This window comes from Allomuricauda sp. CAU 1633 (assembly GCF_017313225.1).
Lineage (GTDB): Bacteria > Bacteroidota > Bacteroidia > Flavobacteriales > Flavobacteriaceae > Flagellimonas.
Genome location: NZ_JAFLNE010000006.1, coordinates 155,379 through 172,244 on the forward strand (window position 1 = coordinate 155,379; position 16,866 = coordinate 172,244).

Here is a 16,866-nt window from a genome sequence, read left to right on the forward strand (position 1 = left end):
TTTTTATAGTTTAACATTTACACCTATGGTATATATTGCTGGTACCGGATAGGTTTGACGGTCCACCCCGTTGGAAACTTCAGGGTTAAATCCGTTGTAGCTGAACAAAGTCAGTGGTCTTTCAGCAGTTAGGGTGAATTTGAAATCAGGCACATTGTTACCCTTGAACTTCCCTCCTTTTAAAGTGTAGGCCAATTGAATATTCTGAATCCTAAAAAAGTCCCCGTCCTCTACCCAAAAGTTGCTGAGTTTTTGGTTCCAACCATCACGAAGTCCTGCGGATGATGGGTAGGTGTTACTGGTCCCCTCGCCATGCCAACGGTTTTTGGCCAAGTCAGCATCCATATTGGTATCGTTAGTGAAGATAATCTCTCCACGCTTTCTGTTCAAAATCTTGTTACCGGTTTGTCCATAGAAGTTCATGGTGAATCCAAAATCCTTGTAATTGACCCCAATGTTTCCTCCATAGGTGAATTTTGGAAGAAAAGAACCCAGTACCGCTCTGTCATCATCAGTAATACTGCCATCTCCATTTCTATCATTGTAAATCAAATAGCCTGGTTCGATGTCCTGCCCTTCAGCTATTGCATTTTGGGCTACCGGGTCGGCATCAATTTGGGCTTGATTTTGATATACTCCTGTGGTCTCATAACCATAGAAAGCATACAAAGGTTCGCCCACAATGGTCCTTTGACGGAATTCCGCAGAACCTGAGTCAATGTAACCACTTTCATTTTCTACTTCAAGGGTTTCGTTCTTTACCGTAGTAAAGTTGGCCCCTATGTTATAACTTAGGTCCTCAGAGATATTGTCGTTCCAGTTTAAAGCCACTTCTACCCCAGAGTTTCGGATAACACCAGAGTTCCTATCAATCGTTACATTGGCAATAGGAATGTATACAGGCATAATGGCGTTCTCTGTATCCCTAATGTAATAATCGGCCTCTAAGGACAAACGATTGTTAAGGGTAGTTAGGTTAATACCAAAATCCAATTCCTCAACCACTTCCCAACTCAAGTCAGAGTATGTACTAGTAGCTGTGATTCCCGTAACAGGAGTGTCTCCCAAATCCACAGTGGTGTTACTGATGGTGTTTGCTCCAGAACTTGCATTGACATTATCATTGCCCAAGCGACCCCATGCGGCTCTTAGCTTTAAGAAGTCAAAAATAGTATTGTTCCGCATAAACGGTTCCTGGGATATAACCCACCCTGCACCAACTGCTGGGAAATAACCCCATTGATCTTTGGTGAATTTTGACGATCTATCGGCTCGAAAAGTCCCATACAACAGATAACGATCCTTAAAGTTATATGCCACCCTTCCAAAGTATGACTGACCATATATCCTATTGTTTTCCTCTTCAACATTGTTGTTGAATGAAAGGGGATCAGCAAAATCAAGATACCAGGACGTTTCATAATTTATTCCGGCTATATCGCTACCCGTGGCCTCAAACCTATTTGCAGCTTCATCTCTATATGAAGCACCCGCCATCATAGTAACATTGTGATCTTGGTCATACGTATCGGTATAGGTTAAAATATTATCCCATATTTGGTTGTAATAATTATTCTGCTTCCTATTGATTGAAGAAATACGCTGGTCACCAAACCCCATATTGTAGGGTAGGTTTACATATCGCTCCTCCAATGCCGAAAAATCAACATTATAGGTTGACCTAAAAGTCAACTTATCTTTAATGAAATCGGTTTCTAGATAGATATTGGCCAACAACTTGCGTATTTTCAACCTATTATTGTTATAGTCCATATCTGGAAAAGGGTTTTGGGTACCCCTGTATCCAAGCGCTTGGGCATTGGCATAACGAACTGGGGTGGCATCTGTGTTCAGCTCATCAAAAACGGGAAGTATGGGAACTGCAAAATAGGCCTTGAACCAAGCTGAATCTTCTGGGGTAAATTGTGTGGCGTTACTAAATACCGTATTTACTCCCATTTTTAAATTATCAGAGACATCAACATCCAATTTTGAACGAATGTTGAATCGCTCATATTTATTTTTCATATCGAGCAGACCTTCTTGAGAAAAGTAGTTGGTACCCATGGAGTAAGCTACGTTGTCTGTACCTCCAGTAACACTCAAACCATGGTTTTGAATAATCCCATCCCTCATAATCTCATCATACCAGTCCGTATTCACATCCGGAACATTAGGGTTAATTCGGCTTCTCCCATAGCGTTGCATAGCATTGAGCACAAATTGTACATCGGGCGCAGAACCTGATTCAACGGCCATGGTAACGAACTGCTCTGCGTTGGCCATTTTTAAAACATTTTGGGCACGCTGTACCCCGGTATATCCATTGTATTCAATCTGTGGCCTTCTGTTTTTTACACCCGACTTGGTCTCGATAATGATGACTCCATTTGCAGCCCTTACGCCATAAATGGCTGAAGAGGATGCATCTTTGAGCACATTCATGGTTTTAATGTCATTGGGATTCAAAAAGTCAATGTTGCTGTAGAACATCCCATCAACCACATATAGAAGATTGGTTGCGTCCGAGTAGGTTCCCAAACCGCGGATTCTTACTGTTGGTGATGCACCCGGACTTCCCGTGGTTACGATTTGTACTCCGGCTACCTTGCCTTGTAGTGATTGTACCGGGTTGGCCGATGGTGTTTTTTCAATCTGTTCGGCATCAACAGTTACAATTGAACCCGTTAAATCAGCTTTCTTTTGGGTACCATACCCTACCACAACGACTTCATCCAAAGCCTGGGTGTCCTCCTGAAGGGAGATATTAATGGTGGTTCTACCACCAATGGGTACTTCTTGGGTACTAAAACCAATGTAACTGAACGAGAGTGTTCCGGTACTTGAAACATTGTCCAAACTGTAATTTCCATCGAAATCGGTTTGGGTTCCGGTTGTAGTACCCATTAAGATAACACTCGCCCCAGGCAATGGTGTACCTTGATCATCGGTAACTGTACCCGAAACCGTTATATTGTTTTGGGCCAAAAGCACCGCCTGAAACAATAAAAACGAGATTGTTAATAGTTTGCTTTTAATTTTCATAATTGTGCAAAAATTGAGTTAGATTTTTACTAAATTAATAAAGTGTTGTTCCCGTTGTCCGATGTACCATTACATAATAAATACATCATTAAAATATGCCCTAGAATGCCTTATTTCGCTTGATTTGCAGTAGCACCACCCTAATTTGATGTAAAAAAATTTAACATAGTGATGTAGTGATGATGTAGTGGATAAAGTGCCGGATTTATCCCTTTTTAATGGGCAACACCACTATTAAAAAGTTATGAGGAAATTGGAAAGGTTGTCAGAACTGTCCATATCCAGTTTTTTGCGCAGTCGGTATCGATGTATTTCAACACCCCTGATGGATATCGCCATCAATGGTGCTATCTCCTTTGTGGAAAGATTCATTTTTAGGTAGGCACATAGTTTTAAATCCTTGGGTGTCAATGCCGGATATTCTGCTAAAAGTCTTTCAAAAAAGTCCTCGTGCAATTCCTTAAAATTTACTTCAAAGCGTTTCCAATCTTCGGTATCTTGAATAGACCTGTTCAATTTTTTGATGAACGACCTATATCGTTGTGAATTGGAAAATTTGTCCTTGTTCATCAGGAGCATGTTTTTTAATTCCAATATCATTTCATTCTTTTTGGCAATGTTGAGGGTCGTACTCGCCAATTCGTTTTGCTTCAGCCGTATTTCCTTTGCCAATTTTTCCTTTTCCAGCTTGGCCAATCGCTCCTGCTGTTCTTTTTCCATCTGTTTCTCCAATTCCCTTTGCTTTCGCATAAATTTTCGGCGATTGTATAGCCTTATCGTAATAACAACCAACACCGCACCAATGCCATAAAATATCATGCTGATGGTAGAAAGGTACCATGGCGGTGTAATTTCAAAATTGATGATATTGGGAGCCGAAACCTTATTGTCCATCCCGGCAGTGGATACTTTAAACGTGTATTCCCCATGAGGGAGGTTCTGAAAGTTTATGAATCCATCCTCGGCATATTCGGAATATTCTTTTGGGCCTTCTAGCTCATAATAATATCGGGATTGGATAATTTCCGGACAGGATGCTTCTATGATTATTGACTGAGAATTTTTGTAGGGTATCTCAATTTTACCCTCTACAGAATATTTGTTCTTTTGGTCATTTAAAACGGTAATATCGGGAACGGGAAGGGCACGCTGGTTGGACTGACTTTTTAATCTGTAATCGTTGACTTTTGCAAAACCATCACTCAACGTAATAAATGAAATGGAATCGTTCATTTTAATCAACCGCTGGGAATCTGGAATCAATCGTTCCCGTAACGGCAGATCCGTAATCATAAGACTATCCCTTTTTAAATCGGTATAGATAATTGATTTTCTTCCTTCGCCATCAACAAACCAAAAGTGGGTGTCATCAAAAAATAATAGTTCTTTGTTGGAATAATTGGAAAATTCCTCAAAAGAAACAATGTTCTCGCCAATGGGATTGTACTTGAACCATTTGCCTTCACTGGAGAAGACCATTTGATTTTTAATGTTGTACACCTTTACGTTATATTCACTCGGGGCACTTTCTTCATGAAATCTTTGTGTTTGCACAACCTGCGCGTAGTCATCATCCAAATGTATCCTATAAAATCCCTTGTAGGGGTGGGCCGCCCATAAAATGCTAGGAGTTTCAAAAGACAATTGTTTTACAGGAAAATCTATTCCTCTAATCTTGGTGACCTCCCATTCTCCATTGGGTTGTTTTACAAACTTTGTGAGTCCATTGTAGGTACCCTGGATATATGTTGCATATTGATCGGGTACTTTTATAATTTGATAACCCCCCGATTGTGAGGTCAGCAATTTGAACCCATTCTCTTCAACTTTATACGTTCCAGTATTGTGTCCGCACAGGAGGTCGCCCTCAACTTCAATCAAATTCCATACATGCCCTTGCGAGCCATTAACAAATTTCAATGTGTTCCCCTCAAAATAAAAAACACCCGTATTACTGCCCAGATATAATCTATCGTTATGATTTACCATGTCGTAGACCATTCCCAATGTTCCGGAATAATCTGTGTAATACATAATTGAGTTGTTGAGCTTTGCCCTTGCTATTCCATTGTCCAATCCCAACCACAACTGATCATTGAAAAGCAACATGGACAGCACCGTGTTGTTCTGAAGTCCAGATTCACGGTTTATTATTTGATACGAATCTGTATTGGTATTGAATAGGTACATCCCATTTTTTATGGTTCCAAAGCCGATCTCATTTTCGGCCAAGCGCACTATTTTGTTCAACTGATGAAGTTTAAGCTCATCATTTATCTTGGGGTTCCAGGGTTGTAGGCGCTGACCATCAAAAAGGTAGCATCCACTTAATTTGGTTCCCACCAAAAGCTTATCCTTTAACACAATCATATCCGTCACCGTCTTTCCCTGCAATAATTCTTGATTGGGCAACGGGAAAAGTTCATCGTTCTTAAACTCAAATAGACCTCGTAATCCGCCTGCAACAATGATCTTATCATTAAATTCTACAATATCTGATATGACGGGTTGTGGATCCACAACTTCTATCTTGTTGCCATCGTAGCTGTAAATGGATGAAAATGAGCGGAAAAAAACTTTATTATTTACAGGTAGAATTTCCCAAAACTCCTCACTGGTAAATTCATGGTCTTTAATAAGTTGGGTCAATGAAGTGTATTCCAGTTCGCCCAGCCGGTTTTTCTTCCAATACCCAAACTCTTCATAAGAACCCGTGTAGATCCTTTCCCCCACGGACTCAACTGATCGTATTATGGTATTGTTAGGCAGTTTGTTCAGGTTCCATTGCTCCCCATTAAAATGTAGCAACCCCTTGTTATTGGCCACAAATAACTCTCCGTTGGCATTCACGGACAAATCCCAATTCTTGCTGGCTCCTTTATATTCCAGTAAGCGGTAATTATAAATGGGAGGAAGCAGGTTTTGGCCACTCAGCAACAAAGGGATCAGGAAAACAATAACCCTAAACAGCATAAAACAGATATTATTTTTGTTGGTTGCCCAAAAAAATTGTTTGTAGTACTCAATATACAAAACTGGTCTTAAAGAAAAACAATCGTTGGTTGATGTCTGTTAAAATGTTGGAGCTGCCATTGGCTGATTGAAAATCCATACATACCATAGAATGTTTTTTTGATTACCTTATGTTGGTTTTAAATCAATTTGACCTGTAGTGGTTCAAATGTAAGTGAAAAACAACACCTAAACAGCAGGATAGTTCTTGCAAATTAAATCTCTTAACTGACCTTTATGAAGCTTCGCTTTCGAATAACCCATCTCCTTCCGATTTTTACTTTTTTAATTCCTGTTCTTCTTTTGGGACAGCTTTCTAATGAAATCAATCCAAAATTATTGGAGTCATCATGGGATGCAAACTGGATTGCCCATCCCACCGAATCCAGGACCGAATATGGAGTGTACTTGTTCAAAAAGGAATTTAATCTGGCCACTCTACCTGAGAAATTTGTAGTTCACGTTTCTGCAGACAACCGATACAAACTTTATATCAATGGTAATTATATCACTAATGGTCCAGCAAGGGGAGATGAACAAAACTGGCGTTTTGAGAGTTTGGATATAGCATCTTATCTTAAATCCGGGACAAATGTGGTAAGTGCTGTGGTTTGGAATTTTGCCCAATATAGACCCTTGGCCCAGCACTCTACAAAAACAGGTTTTCTATTACAAGGAAATTCTTATGTGGAGAAGGTTTTGAATACTGATGAAACTTGGTCCGTTGCCAAAGATAAGGCGTATAGTCCTCTCCCCGTTTCCATGAATGAATTCTATGTAGTTGGCCCAGGAGAACATTTTGATGGATCCTTACACCCATGGTCTTGGATGAATGCTGGTTATGAGAGTGATTTTGTAAAGGCCAAAGCCTTTGAGCCTGCCCAAACCCAAAAAAGTTTGAAACATTGGGGCAATATACCCGCCCTTGTACTTACACCCCGAACCATTCCCTTGATGGAGGAGCATCTTCAGCGTTTTGAGTCCGTGCGGCGTTCTTCACATACAAACGACATAAAATCAAATTTTCTTTTGGGTGAAGGGTCACTCAGCATCCCCAAGAACACACAAACCAGTATTTTGATAGATCAAGGTCATTTGACCAATGCCTATCCGGTTTTGAACTACGGAGGTGGCAAAGGGGCATCCATCAAAATAACCTATGCAGAAAGCCTTTTCAACACAAATGGCCAAAAAGGAAATCGTGACGCAATAGAGAACAAATCCATAAAAGGAAATTCCGATGCGATTATCGCGGATGGTGGAGCCCAAAGAACATTCCAAACACTGTGGTGGCGTACCTTTAGGTATGTGCAATTGGATATTGAAACCAAAGATGAGGCATTGAAAATAGATGATTTTCATAGCATATCCACAGGCTATCCCTTTAAAGAAATTGCTTCGTTCAAAAGTTCGGTTCCTGTGCTTTCCAACATTTGGGATGTGGGATGGCGAACCCAGTTATTGTGCTCTGGAGAAAATTATTTCGACTGTCCTTATTACGAACAATTGCAATATGCCGGGGACACTAGAATCCAATGCTTAATATCGTCTTATATATCAGGCGATTTTAAGTTATTTAAAAATGCACTGGAATCTTACAATCATTCCAAAATGCCCTTTGGTCTCACCCAAAGTAGGTATCCCAGTTTTGATACGCAGATTATCCCCACTTTTTCTTTGGTTTGGATAACCATGCTTCACGATTATTGGATGCTAAACCCGGAGAATGATTTTGTGGAACAAATGATACCCGATGTTCTGGACATTGTACAGTGGTTTGAAAACCGACTGGATAACAATGATATGTTGGGGCATTTAGAATATTGGCAATTCGTGGACTGGGTTAATTATGAGGGTTGGGAACACGGAGTCCCGCCAGGGGTGTATCACGACAATTCTGCCATTATTAGTCTTCAATTGGTATATACACTACAAAAAGGGGCAGAATTACTAGAGCACCACAACCGACCTGACGAATCCCAAAAAATGGAAGCTTTGGCCAATAAAATAAAAACGGCAGTACTAAAACAGTGTTGGGTTGAGGAAAAAGGTTTGATTGCTGATACTCCAGATAAGAAGCTATTCAGTCAGCATGCCAACATCTTGGCCATTTTAACGGAAACCATTGCACCAAAAAATGCTAAAAATCTGATGGAAAAGGTTTTGGTTGAAAAAGAAATGGCACAATGCACCTATTATTTTACGTTCTATCTGGTGGAAGCATTGAAAAAAGCAGGAATGGCCGATAAATATCTTTCCACCCTTGAACCATGGGAAGAAATGTTGGATAATGGGCTCACCACCTTTGCCGAAAAACCTGACCCTACACGTTCGGATTGTCATGCTTGGAGTGCATCACCTAATTATTATTTCCTCTCACTTATCACGGGGATAGAACCCATGGAACCTGGGTTTGAATCAGTAAGAATTGCACCAAATCTTGGTGATTTACCTGAAATTGAATCTTCCATGCCCCACCATTTGGGAATGATACAGATAAAGTTGAAAAAAAGTAAGGAAACTGGTATTACCGGTACGGTGCAACTTCCAGAAAAACTTGATGGCATTTTTGAATGGAACGGAAAGCAAATTGCCCTTAACCCCGGTACCAATACTATCAATTTGTAGATTCATGCATTGAATGGGTTGAATAGTTCAATTTTGACTGGCTTCTTGACTGATTTTTGGATGAATTATAGGCTTTTTGTGTCCGGGCCGTTGGGTCCAAATCTTTTGATCAGTGCATCTTTAAAAGATGGAGTGGCCACATCATTGTGTTCTACATTGTAATCTGTCCTGAATTCCAATAAATGATCTAAGTTTAGTTTGTTCAACCGTTCAGCCAACACATTCACCATATCATGATTTCCAGAAATTGTGGCTGTGGTCAGATACCATTGTGTATTGGAATCAGTTATATTGGCCTTATTTTTTTTGATTAAGTGAATGTTCTTTTTATAGTTGGACCAAACGGCCGGGTCAAATATCATATAATGCGAAAAAACCGTCTTTGTTGGCTTTTCCAAAAAAGTGAACAGAACACCGGCATTCCCTCCCAAGGAACAGCCTTGAAAGGTTCTGCTACTGTCAATAATTCGGTAGTTTGATTCTACTTCAGGAATCAGTTCCAAGGAAAAAAACTTAAAGTAAGACGAAGCACCGGGCAGGGTATAGTCCACAGCCCTTCTTTTGTTTTCTTCCCCTCCTGCTTCTATGGTCACTAAGATTACATCCCATTCAAGATTTTCCAAAATCAAGGAAAACTCATCGAATGTCCACTGTCCATCGGTCGCATAGATTACCTCATATTTCGCATCGGTGTTTTTATGGTATGATTTAGGAAGATAAACATGATAGGTATAAGAGAAATTGGTATATGATGATGCTATGGAGTTATTTTTTATCGTTCTCTTTTCATAACTAGGGTCCTCTCCATTTGTTTGGCCATAGCTTATTGCACATACTAGAATCAAAAAAGTTAAAAGGTGTTTTTTGATGGGGTAAAAAGGCATTTTGATATCTTTTTTAATTTGAATAAAGAGGGGCACCAATCCAATTTGTTACACCCTGTTTCCTATTCAGCCATTTTTCTTTTGCCATAGTACCTTCTATGGTCTTACTATTTCGAATGTCCTGCAAGGGGTTCTTGTAAAGCAATATCTAATTATCAATACTTGTTTTAGTATTGGAAGTTATTGCTAAATCAGCTCTTTTTCAAGAGCAATGGCCTTTCTGAACAAAATGTTGTTTTCCAAATGGATGTGGAAATGAAGGTCTTCCTCAAATTCCCTTAGTTTTTCCATGGTGATGCGGTACGTGTTGCATCCATCCTCCGGTGTAGCATAGTTCTGGGTCAAGAGTGCTATTTTTCTAAAAGCTTCTCCTTCAAAGTCATGTTCATCATCCATTTTTGATATGGGATTTACAATAGAGCCGAATGAAGGGAGTTCCAGTGTTACCCCTGAGTTTTTGGCCCGGACCATTTTCTTTATGTAGGGAAACAACATCAACTCTTCCTTTTTGAGGTGCATGCTCAGTTCCCCCATGGCTTCCTTAAAAATGGTTTGTACTTCGTACAGTTCCATATGCTTATCGCCATGAACGTTTACAATCTTTTCCAAGTACCCATTAATAATTGGAATGTTTTCTTCAATATAGGCATGATGCTTTTTCTCGATATAATCAACAAGCAGGTCCAAGGGCCAAGAAGTAACGTCCATGGAGCTGGTTTGCGGTTGATCAATCATAGCATTTAATTGCACGACCAACTCGTCAATGTCACTGTCTGTTAGATCTACCAGTCGGCATGCCTCATCGACTGAATTGTTGCCACCACAGCAAAAATCAACTCCTTTTGCCTTGAAAAGGTCGGATGCCTTATAATTTTGGGTTACAATATCCCCAACATTGCTATTCTTTGTAATTTTCATTTTGATATGTTTTTGATTTAATTTCTTTATAAAAACCCGAGTGCCAGCTTGGCCTCATCACTCATTAATTCCCTATTCCATGGTGGGTCCCACGTCATTTCCACCTCTACCTTGCCCACTTCCTGTACTTCCATCACCCGATGTTTTACCTCTTCGGGCAAGGATTCTGCCACCGGGCAGGACGGAGAGGTCAGGGTCATCAAAATCTGTACGTCCCCTTGCTCTGTAATGAATACATCATAGACCAAACCCAAATCATAAATATTGACCGGGATTTCGGGATCGAACACCTCTTTGATTTTATCGATAACTTTTGTTTCAATCATCATAATGCTTTTTGATACGATTACTTTCCCATCTTTTCTAATACCCTTCCAGCACCCGAACTTTTACTCCATCCAATTCATGGGTCAACATCAGTTGGCAAGCTAATCTTACCTCTTCCCCAGTCAGGTTCATGTTCTGGAATACCTCCATTTCCTTCTTATTGGGTGGTTCTGTAAGTGAAGAACCTTCACCTATTTCAACTACACAGGTACCACACAATCCTCTACCTCTACACTCCCCAATTTCGTCATAGCAGGTATTGACGATCAGTTCCATCAAGTTTGCATATTCGTATCTTTTAAAAGGAACAATCTGTGTTTCGTTAGCGGTATCAACAACTGTTATTTGCATTACCTTACTGATGTATTTGTCCCCATTGTGATTTCTCTTTTTCTGACCATAGTGTTGGAAAAAAAATCCGTTTCTGATTTTTAGGGTGTAAGTATTCGACCCAATTTGAATCTCCAGTGGATTTTGAAGCTTTTGATTTAAATTGGAGGTAATGCTGTGCCGTATCCAAGTGAACCAATGGCCATGCCACATTATACAAATAGTCAAACTCCTTTAGCATTTCTCTTAAGTCCCCAGGGATATTTTGCATCAAAAAAATCTTATCTTCCAAAGTTTTTCCCTTTACTTTTCTTAAGGTTTCAATCAGCTCGTCCCGATATTTTAATTCAAACTGGGCCATGGTCAAGGTGGTGTCCCCGTTGGATTTTAATCCTGCTTTTTTCCAATACAGATTGTCCAATCGTTCCTCTTCAGACATTATTTTGAATTCCTCCAATTCCCCAGAAACAAGGTTGGAATACGATGTACAATGCAGTTCTATAAGCCTGTATTGGATGCTCTGCAAACCACTGGCCGGAGCAAGCGTGTTTCTAAAAAGTTGATACTGCTCCATATCCATGCCATGCTTCATAATATCAAATGTGTTGATAAGCATGTTTGTATACCGCACCAATCTGGAAACCCGAGTCAAAAGATCATCCAATTCATTCTCTTGGTTGTCCCATATCTGCTTCAGCTCCCGTAACATCAATTTAAAGGTCAGTTCCGTATTTTGGTGATAAATGATGAAAATCTCCTCATCCCCATAAATAGAGCGTGGTTTTTGGAGGGTAAGCAAGGTATCCAACTGTATATACTCCCAATAATTCAATTCCTTGGCATGCAATAATCCCTTGAGGTGTGTATGGGCATCTGAGGAGAGTGCTGCATATTTGTTTTCCAATTGCTTGTAAATCTTCATGTATTTGCTTTTAGGTACTTAAATGTTAGATAGAGAAGTCCGAACACCTTAAGGCATTCCAAAATCACATAGACAAAATGCAGGTTGGAGTGGCCCACCGTTCCATTATTGATGATTTGATTAGCTCGCTCATCCAGTTGGGGAAGTAGATAGACCGTCTGAAACAGTAGGATGCAGAAGGCGCCATAAAAGCCGACTTTTTTATAGATCGGATCCCTTGGTAGCTTAATCACTAAAATCAGCATAACGATGGCAAAAAATAGTTCCACCTTATTCAGTACTGAAAAAACCAATCTTCCAATACTCAACCCTATTTCCCGTGTTACACCATCGGCTTTGAACTTTAGCCAAGCCTCCATAAAACTAATGGCACAGACAAAACCTGTCCACAACAGTCCAAAGACCACGATGAATTTATGTATCCAACTTTTCATATCAGTTGTTTTGGAATTCGTCACCTTTTAGGTGGGCGAGCTTATATTGAAACATCTCTGCTATTTTGTTGGCCCTGAACATTGCCATTTCCGCAATTTGTCCTTCAAAGTTTTCATCAATGGTTTGTTGAAACAGTTTTAGCCACTGCTCAAAATGATCCTTACCGATGGGCAGGGAAAGATGGGGATGAAAAGGAGTACCCTGATAAGCTTTCTCATGAAAGAGTACCGTTTGCCAGAAGGCATACATCTTTTCCAAATGCCCACTCCAATCATCCCCTATTGTATCGTTAAAAATAGGACCCAACAATGGGTTAATCTTGACCTTTCCATAGAACGTATCCACCAATAATTTAATATCCTCCCGATTTCTTATTTCGTTTTTCATAACAGGCATAGCAAAGAATTTTATTTGACTTCATTCGCATGAAGTTTTTGTTTTAAGGCATAAAAAGTTTCCCGAACCACGAACCAACAAAAGCTGACAATACCGATAGAGAAGACCACATCACCAACAATTCGCAACCATTTCAATGTTTGAATAGTGGGTGAATACAGTAATTCACTTTCCCGAGCATAGGAATATCCCTTGGTAATGGAGGTATACGCCTGAATGATTCCCACAGGCAACAAGCTTAAAACTACCATCAGTAATAATCCCAGGTTTAGGCCCCAAAAAGCGGTTTTGATTAATTTTTGGTTCCATGTTCGTTTGGAGTATATCCGAAGACACATGAGTATGAATCCCATACCCAGCATTCCGTAAACGCCAAATAAAGCCGTATGGGAATGTACCGCTGTGGTGTTCAATCCTTGGATGTAATAGAGCGCAATTGGCGGATTGATTAAAAAGCCAAATACCCCTGCCCCCAACAAATTCCAAAATGCCACAGCAATGAAGAACATAATGGGCCATTTATAGCGTTGAATCCATTCGTGCTCTTTTAATAGGTTCCAATTTTCCCGAATTTCAAACCCCATAAGTGTTAGGGGAACAACCTCGAGAGCACTAAAGGTTGCACCTAGGGCTATCGCCTGCACTGGTGTCCCCGAGTAGTAGATGTGGTGCAGTGTACCTATGATGCCCCCTGCAAGGAAAATGGTGGCGGAAGCAATGGATGCCCTTCCCGCTGTTTTGACGGAAATAATTTTCATTTTGGAAAAAAGATAGGCTATGATCACGGTAGCAAATACCTCAAAGAAACCTTCCACCCAAAGGTGAACCAACCACCAGCGCCAATAATTGATGACAGGTAGGGTACTGTTCTCCCCATACATCAAACCCGAAAAGAAGAAAAGTCCAATGGCAACGACCGCAATCAATAGGATGCTTAGCAAGTGTTTCGATTCCTCCTTTTTCCGAATCCCGAAGAGCACATGCCTGCCCACCATGACCATCCACAAAATCATTCCAACCGCCAGGAACAATTGCCAAAAACGACCAAGGTCCATATATTCATAGCCTTGGTGCCCAAAGAAAAAGTTGGTGGTCAAACTCAAGAATTGATGAACGCCCAACCATTCTCCCAACATAGATCCCAAAACAATGATCAATAAGGCCACAAACAAGAAGTTCACTCCAAAAACCTGATACTTCATTTCCTTGCCACTGATCAACGGCGCCAAAAACAGACCGGTTGCCAACCACGTTGCCGCAATCCAAAAAATGGCCAACTGTGTATGCCATGTCCTGGTAATTACATAAGGGATAAACTCTGATATATTAAACCCAAAGAAAGCTTGGCCCTCTACAGAATAATGTACTGTTATGATTCCCAAGACCACCTGCAAGAAAATCAATAGGGAAATAACAAAGTAGTACTTGAGCACAGTTCGCTGGGATCGGAACAACGTAATATGAAGCAAGGTATCTTCAACAGGCTTTAAAATGGCCTCTCCCTTCTCATGGTTTCTCAAGTAGTAGTAGGTCAAAATTCCAATAAACAAGATCAAAAGGATGATGGAAAAACCGGACCAAATCTGTGAATCGGGGGTAATGGTGTTATCAATTAATGGTTCATGGGGCCAATTGGAGGTATAGGTATACGCCTTGTCAAGCCTATTGGTACTGGCGGCCCACGAGGTCCAAAATAAAAATGCATTGAGCTTTTTGAGTTTTTCTTTATCGGTCAATGCTCCTACTTGAATGGCATATTCTTCGTGCCCCTTGGAAAAAATGGACGTATAATGCTTTACATTGGATGAGATAGCCTCTTGTCTTACCTTGGGAATGCTAATTGTTTGGTCTTCACTGTTATAGGTATTGGTCTTTACAGTCTTGACCAATCGTGCGCGTAAAGCTCCCTTTTGTTCTACATTGAGCGACTCATACGATTGACCAAAATCCTTTTGGGACCAATGCTCCAATAGGTACAGCGCTTCCCTATGAATCCAATCGGCTGTCCAATCCGGGGCCACGTAGCTTCCGTGCCCCCATATGGACCCCATCTCCATCCCTCCAATCGATTCCCAGATATTCTGCCCCTCTTTAATATCCTTTTTTGTATATAAAACCTCATTGGTTTCTTTTACAATCACCTTTTCAGGTATAGGTGGCTGTTGTTGATATATTTCTGTACCAACCCATATCAATGCAGCAAATGACAATGTCACCACAATGGTAAATACTATCCAAACTTTTTTCATTTCAAATAATTAATTAATAAAATATATAAAGACCTTTTTATCTTCTTAAAGATTAAACACTATCGTTCTATCTAAAATTGATTCCATATATCATTTGTAAATAAGATATCGTGTAAATTATTGGTATCTTATAAAAGCTTTATCAGTTTTCTTTTAACCACGGGTTTATGATTTAGGACATGGGAATTTACATCACATTGCCAATACCTCACCTTTTGTTTTCTTGTGAAAACATGGCCTCTCCTATTTTACGCTGCAATATTAGATGATATTTTAATAAAGGACAAATTTATCCTTTATTTTTTCTTGATGCATCCATTGCTAATTTACTTCGGAAAAGAAGAAAAGAGCTGATAATGGCCTGTAGTTTTATTTTATGGGTTTGGCGAACCTAAATAAATTCTTGCAGTATTCAACGTAAACATATTTCCATGGAATAACCACAACATCAATAACAATCCCAATGGCCATGGGTAAAAACCACGATTGAATATTAGCATTGATAGCACCTAAATTTATGGCTGGCAGATAAACGCCCAGCAACCAAGCTGATTTGTAGATAAGTTGTATCAACAAAAGGGGAGTAAACTTTAAAGGGAACCTTATACCAAATAGACTCAGTAGGGAGAGCGCTGCATAAAAACTTACTCCGACACCAGACAAGGGATCCAATTGTTCCTTTGTGAAGAGAATTATGGACCAATTATCAACTGCTAAACTTATAAAGTTTAGAAAAAATAAGCCACTCATCATATAAATCCTCCATTTTGGTGGGATGGTTGTTTCTGATGTATTCTGAAAAGTTGTATTCATATTGATAAAAATGGTTACTTACTAATTAATTGTTCTTTGGATTTCAGAGAAAAGCTTGAAATCCAAAGAACTTTATTTTTTGAAAGGGAATAATCCACAAGAATTAGAAATTATGCCTTTAAAATCAGTTTTGCCAGTTCTTCTGGATTTTCGATTTGTGGTACGTGCCCGGTACTTATGGTAAAGGCTTTGGAAATCCCTACAGCTTTACTCATATTTCTTTGTGCATTTGGAGAAAGTATTTTGTCGTGTTCACAGACAATAAAGGTTTTTTCTATTTTCCCAAAAGCATTTTCACTAGTGCTTACAACAGCAAAAAAAGGTTGAGTGGCTTGGCGTACCAATTTAGGCGCAGCAGCATTAATTTGTTCAATCGTGGCGCCATTGTAGACAACCTCCTTCAATGCCTCCATATTGACAGTTACCCAACTTTGATCATCAGAAAACACCAAATTTTGTAAAAGTTTACTTTGGTTATCTTCTTTTATTATTTCAAAAACAGATTTACCAAGATGCGGTATCATGGTCGCGATGAAAACCAACTTTTCAATCTTCTCTGGCATCTCCTCAGCGACTTGGGAAATAACAAAACCAGCTAAACTATGCCCAACCAATGTGATTGGGGTCGATAATTTTGCTATTTCTGCCTTTACCTTTTGAACATAACCTGCAAAGGATACTTCACCGATTTCTGTCTTGTCATCACCGTGCCCTGGAAGGTCAAATGATATCACTTTAACACCGGCATTTTCCATAATCTGCTTTGTCTGCGTAAAAGACCATGTGTAGATACCCCGATCTTTAGGACAGTTTCTCTACAAAACTAACATAATTATCAAGCTGCTTTTCTATAAACATCGTTTGGTCTTTGGTATTCAATGGACTGGTGTCTTCTTTCATGGTTGTA

At 39.8% G+C, this 16,866-nt stretch carries 13 protein-coding genes; 1 reads left to right on the forward strand and 12 read right to left on the reverse strand.

The features are described 5' to 3' along the window. Positions 1-3 precede the first annotated feature (3 nt). Entirely contained in the window at positions 4-3,045 is a 3,042-nt protein-coding gene (locus J0X14_RS15810; protein ID WP_207098780.1) for a SusC/RagA family TonB-linked outer membrane protein, read from the reverse strand. A gap of 234 nt (positions 3,046-3,279) precedes the next feature. After that, entirely contained in the window at positions 3,280-6,018 is a 2,739-nt protein-coding gene (locus J0X14_RS15815; protein ID WP_207098781.1) for a Two component regulator three Y domain-containing protein, read from the reverse strand. A 276-nt stretch (positions 6,019-6,294) separates the two neighbouring features. On the opposite strand from J0X14_RS15815, the gene J0X14_RS15820 reads away from it, so the two are divergent. Next, positions 6,295-8,685, forward strand: coding sequence for a family 78 glycoside hydrolase catalytic domain (locus J0X14_RS15820; protein ID WP_207098782.1), 2,391 nt, complete (start codon positions 6,295-6,297; stop codon positions 8,683-8,685). Between the two features lie 65 nt (positions 8,686-8,750). Here J0X14_RS15820 and J0X14_RS15825 read toward each other — a convergent pair whose 3' ends face one another. The 10 genes from J0X14_RS15825 to J0X14_RS15870 form a co-directional block, all read right to left on the reverse strand. Then, entirely contained in the window at positions 8,751-9,530 is a 780-nt protein-coding gene (locus J0X14_RS15825) for an alpha/beta hydrolase (protein WP_207098783.1), read from the reverse strand. Positions 9,531-9,755: 225 nt separating this feature from the next. Then, positions 9,756-10,487 (reverse strand): iron-sulfur cluster repair di-iron protein, encoded by a 732-nt coding sequence (gene ric / locus J0X14_RS15830; RefSeq protein WP_207098784.1) that lies wholly within the window; start codon positions 10,485-10,487, stop codon positions 9,756-9,758. Between the two features lie 26 nt (positions 10,488-10,513). Continuing rightward, entirely contained in the window at positions 10,514-10,813 is a 300-nt protein-coding gene (locus J0X14_RS15835) for an SUF system Fe-S cluster assembly protein (protein WP_207098785.1), read from the reverse strand. A 37-nt stretch (positions 10,814-10,850) separates the two neighbouring features. Continuing rightward, on the reverse strand, positions 10,851-11,165 hold the full coding sequence (locus J0X14_RS15840; protein WP_207098786.1) for a 2Fe-2S iron-sulfur cluster-binding protein: 315 nt from the start codon (positions 11,163-11,165) through the stop codon (positions 10,851-10,853). 4 nt (positions 11,166-11,169) lie between these two features. Then, positions 11,170-12,066: a tryptophan 2,3-dioxygenase family protein gene (locus J0X14_RS15845; protein ID WP_207098787.1), complete on the reverse strand. Its 897-nt coding sequence runs from the start codon at positions 12,064-12,066 to the stop codon at positions 11,170-11,172. Further along, the gene (locus J0X14_RS15850; RefSeq protein ID WP_207098788.1) at positions 12,063-12,500 is read right to left on the reverse strand and encodes a hypothetical protein; all 438 of its coding nucleotides are present in this window, start codon (positions 12,498-12,500) and stop codon (positions 12,063-12,065) included. Before J0X14_RS15850 ends, J0X14_RS15845 begins: the two co-directional genes overlap by 4 nt. Before the next feature lies 1 nt (position 12,501). Then, a complete protein-coding gene (locus J0X14_RS15855; RefSeq protein ID WP_317194458.1) occupies positions 12,502-12,897 on the reverse strand; it encodes a group III truncated hemoglobin in 396 nt (131 codons plus the stop codon). Between the two features lie 11 nt (positions 12,898-12,908). Then, positions 12,909-15,146 (reverse strand): nitric-oxide reductase large subunit, encoded by a 2,238-nt coding sequence (locus J0X14_RS15860; protein WP_207098789.1) that lies wholly within the window; start codon positions 15,144-15,146, stop codon positions 12,909-12,911. Positions 15,147-15,515: 369 nt separating this feature from the next. Continuing rightward, positions 15,516-15,959: a hypothetical protein gene (locus J0X14_RS15865; RefSeq protein WP_207098790.1), complete on the reverse strand. Its 444-nt coding sequence runs from the start codon at positions 15,957-15,959 to the stop codon at positions 15,516-15,518. Between the two features lie 110 nt (positions 15,960-16,069). Continuing rightward, the gene (locus J0X14_RS15870; protein ID WP_317194459.1) at positions 16,070-16,750 is read right to left on the reverse strand and encodes an alpha/beta hydrolase; all 681 of its coding nucleotides are present in this window, start codon (positions 16,748-16,750) and stop codon (positions 16,070-16,072) included. Positions 16,751-16,866 lie beyond the last annotated feature (116 nt).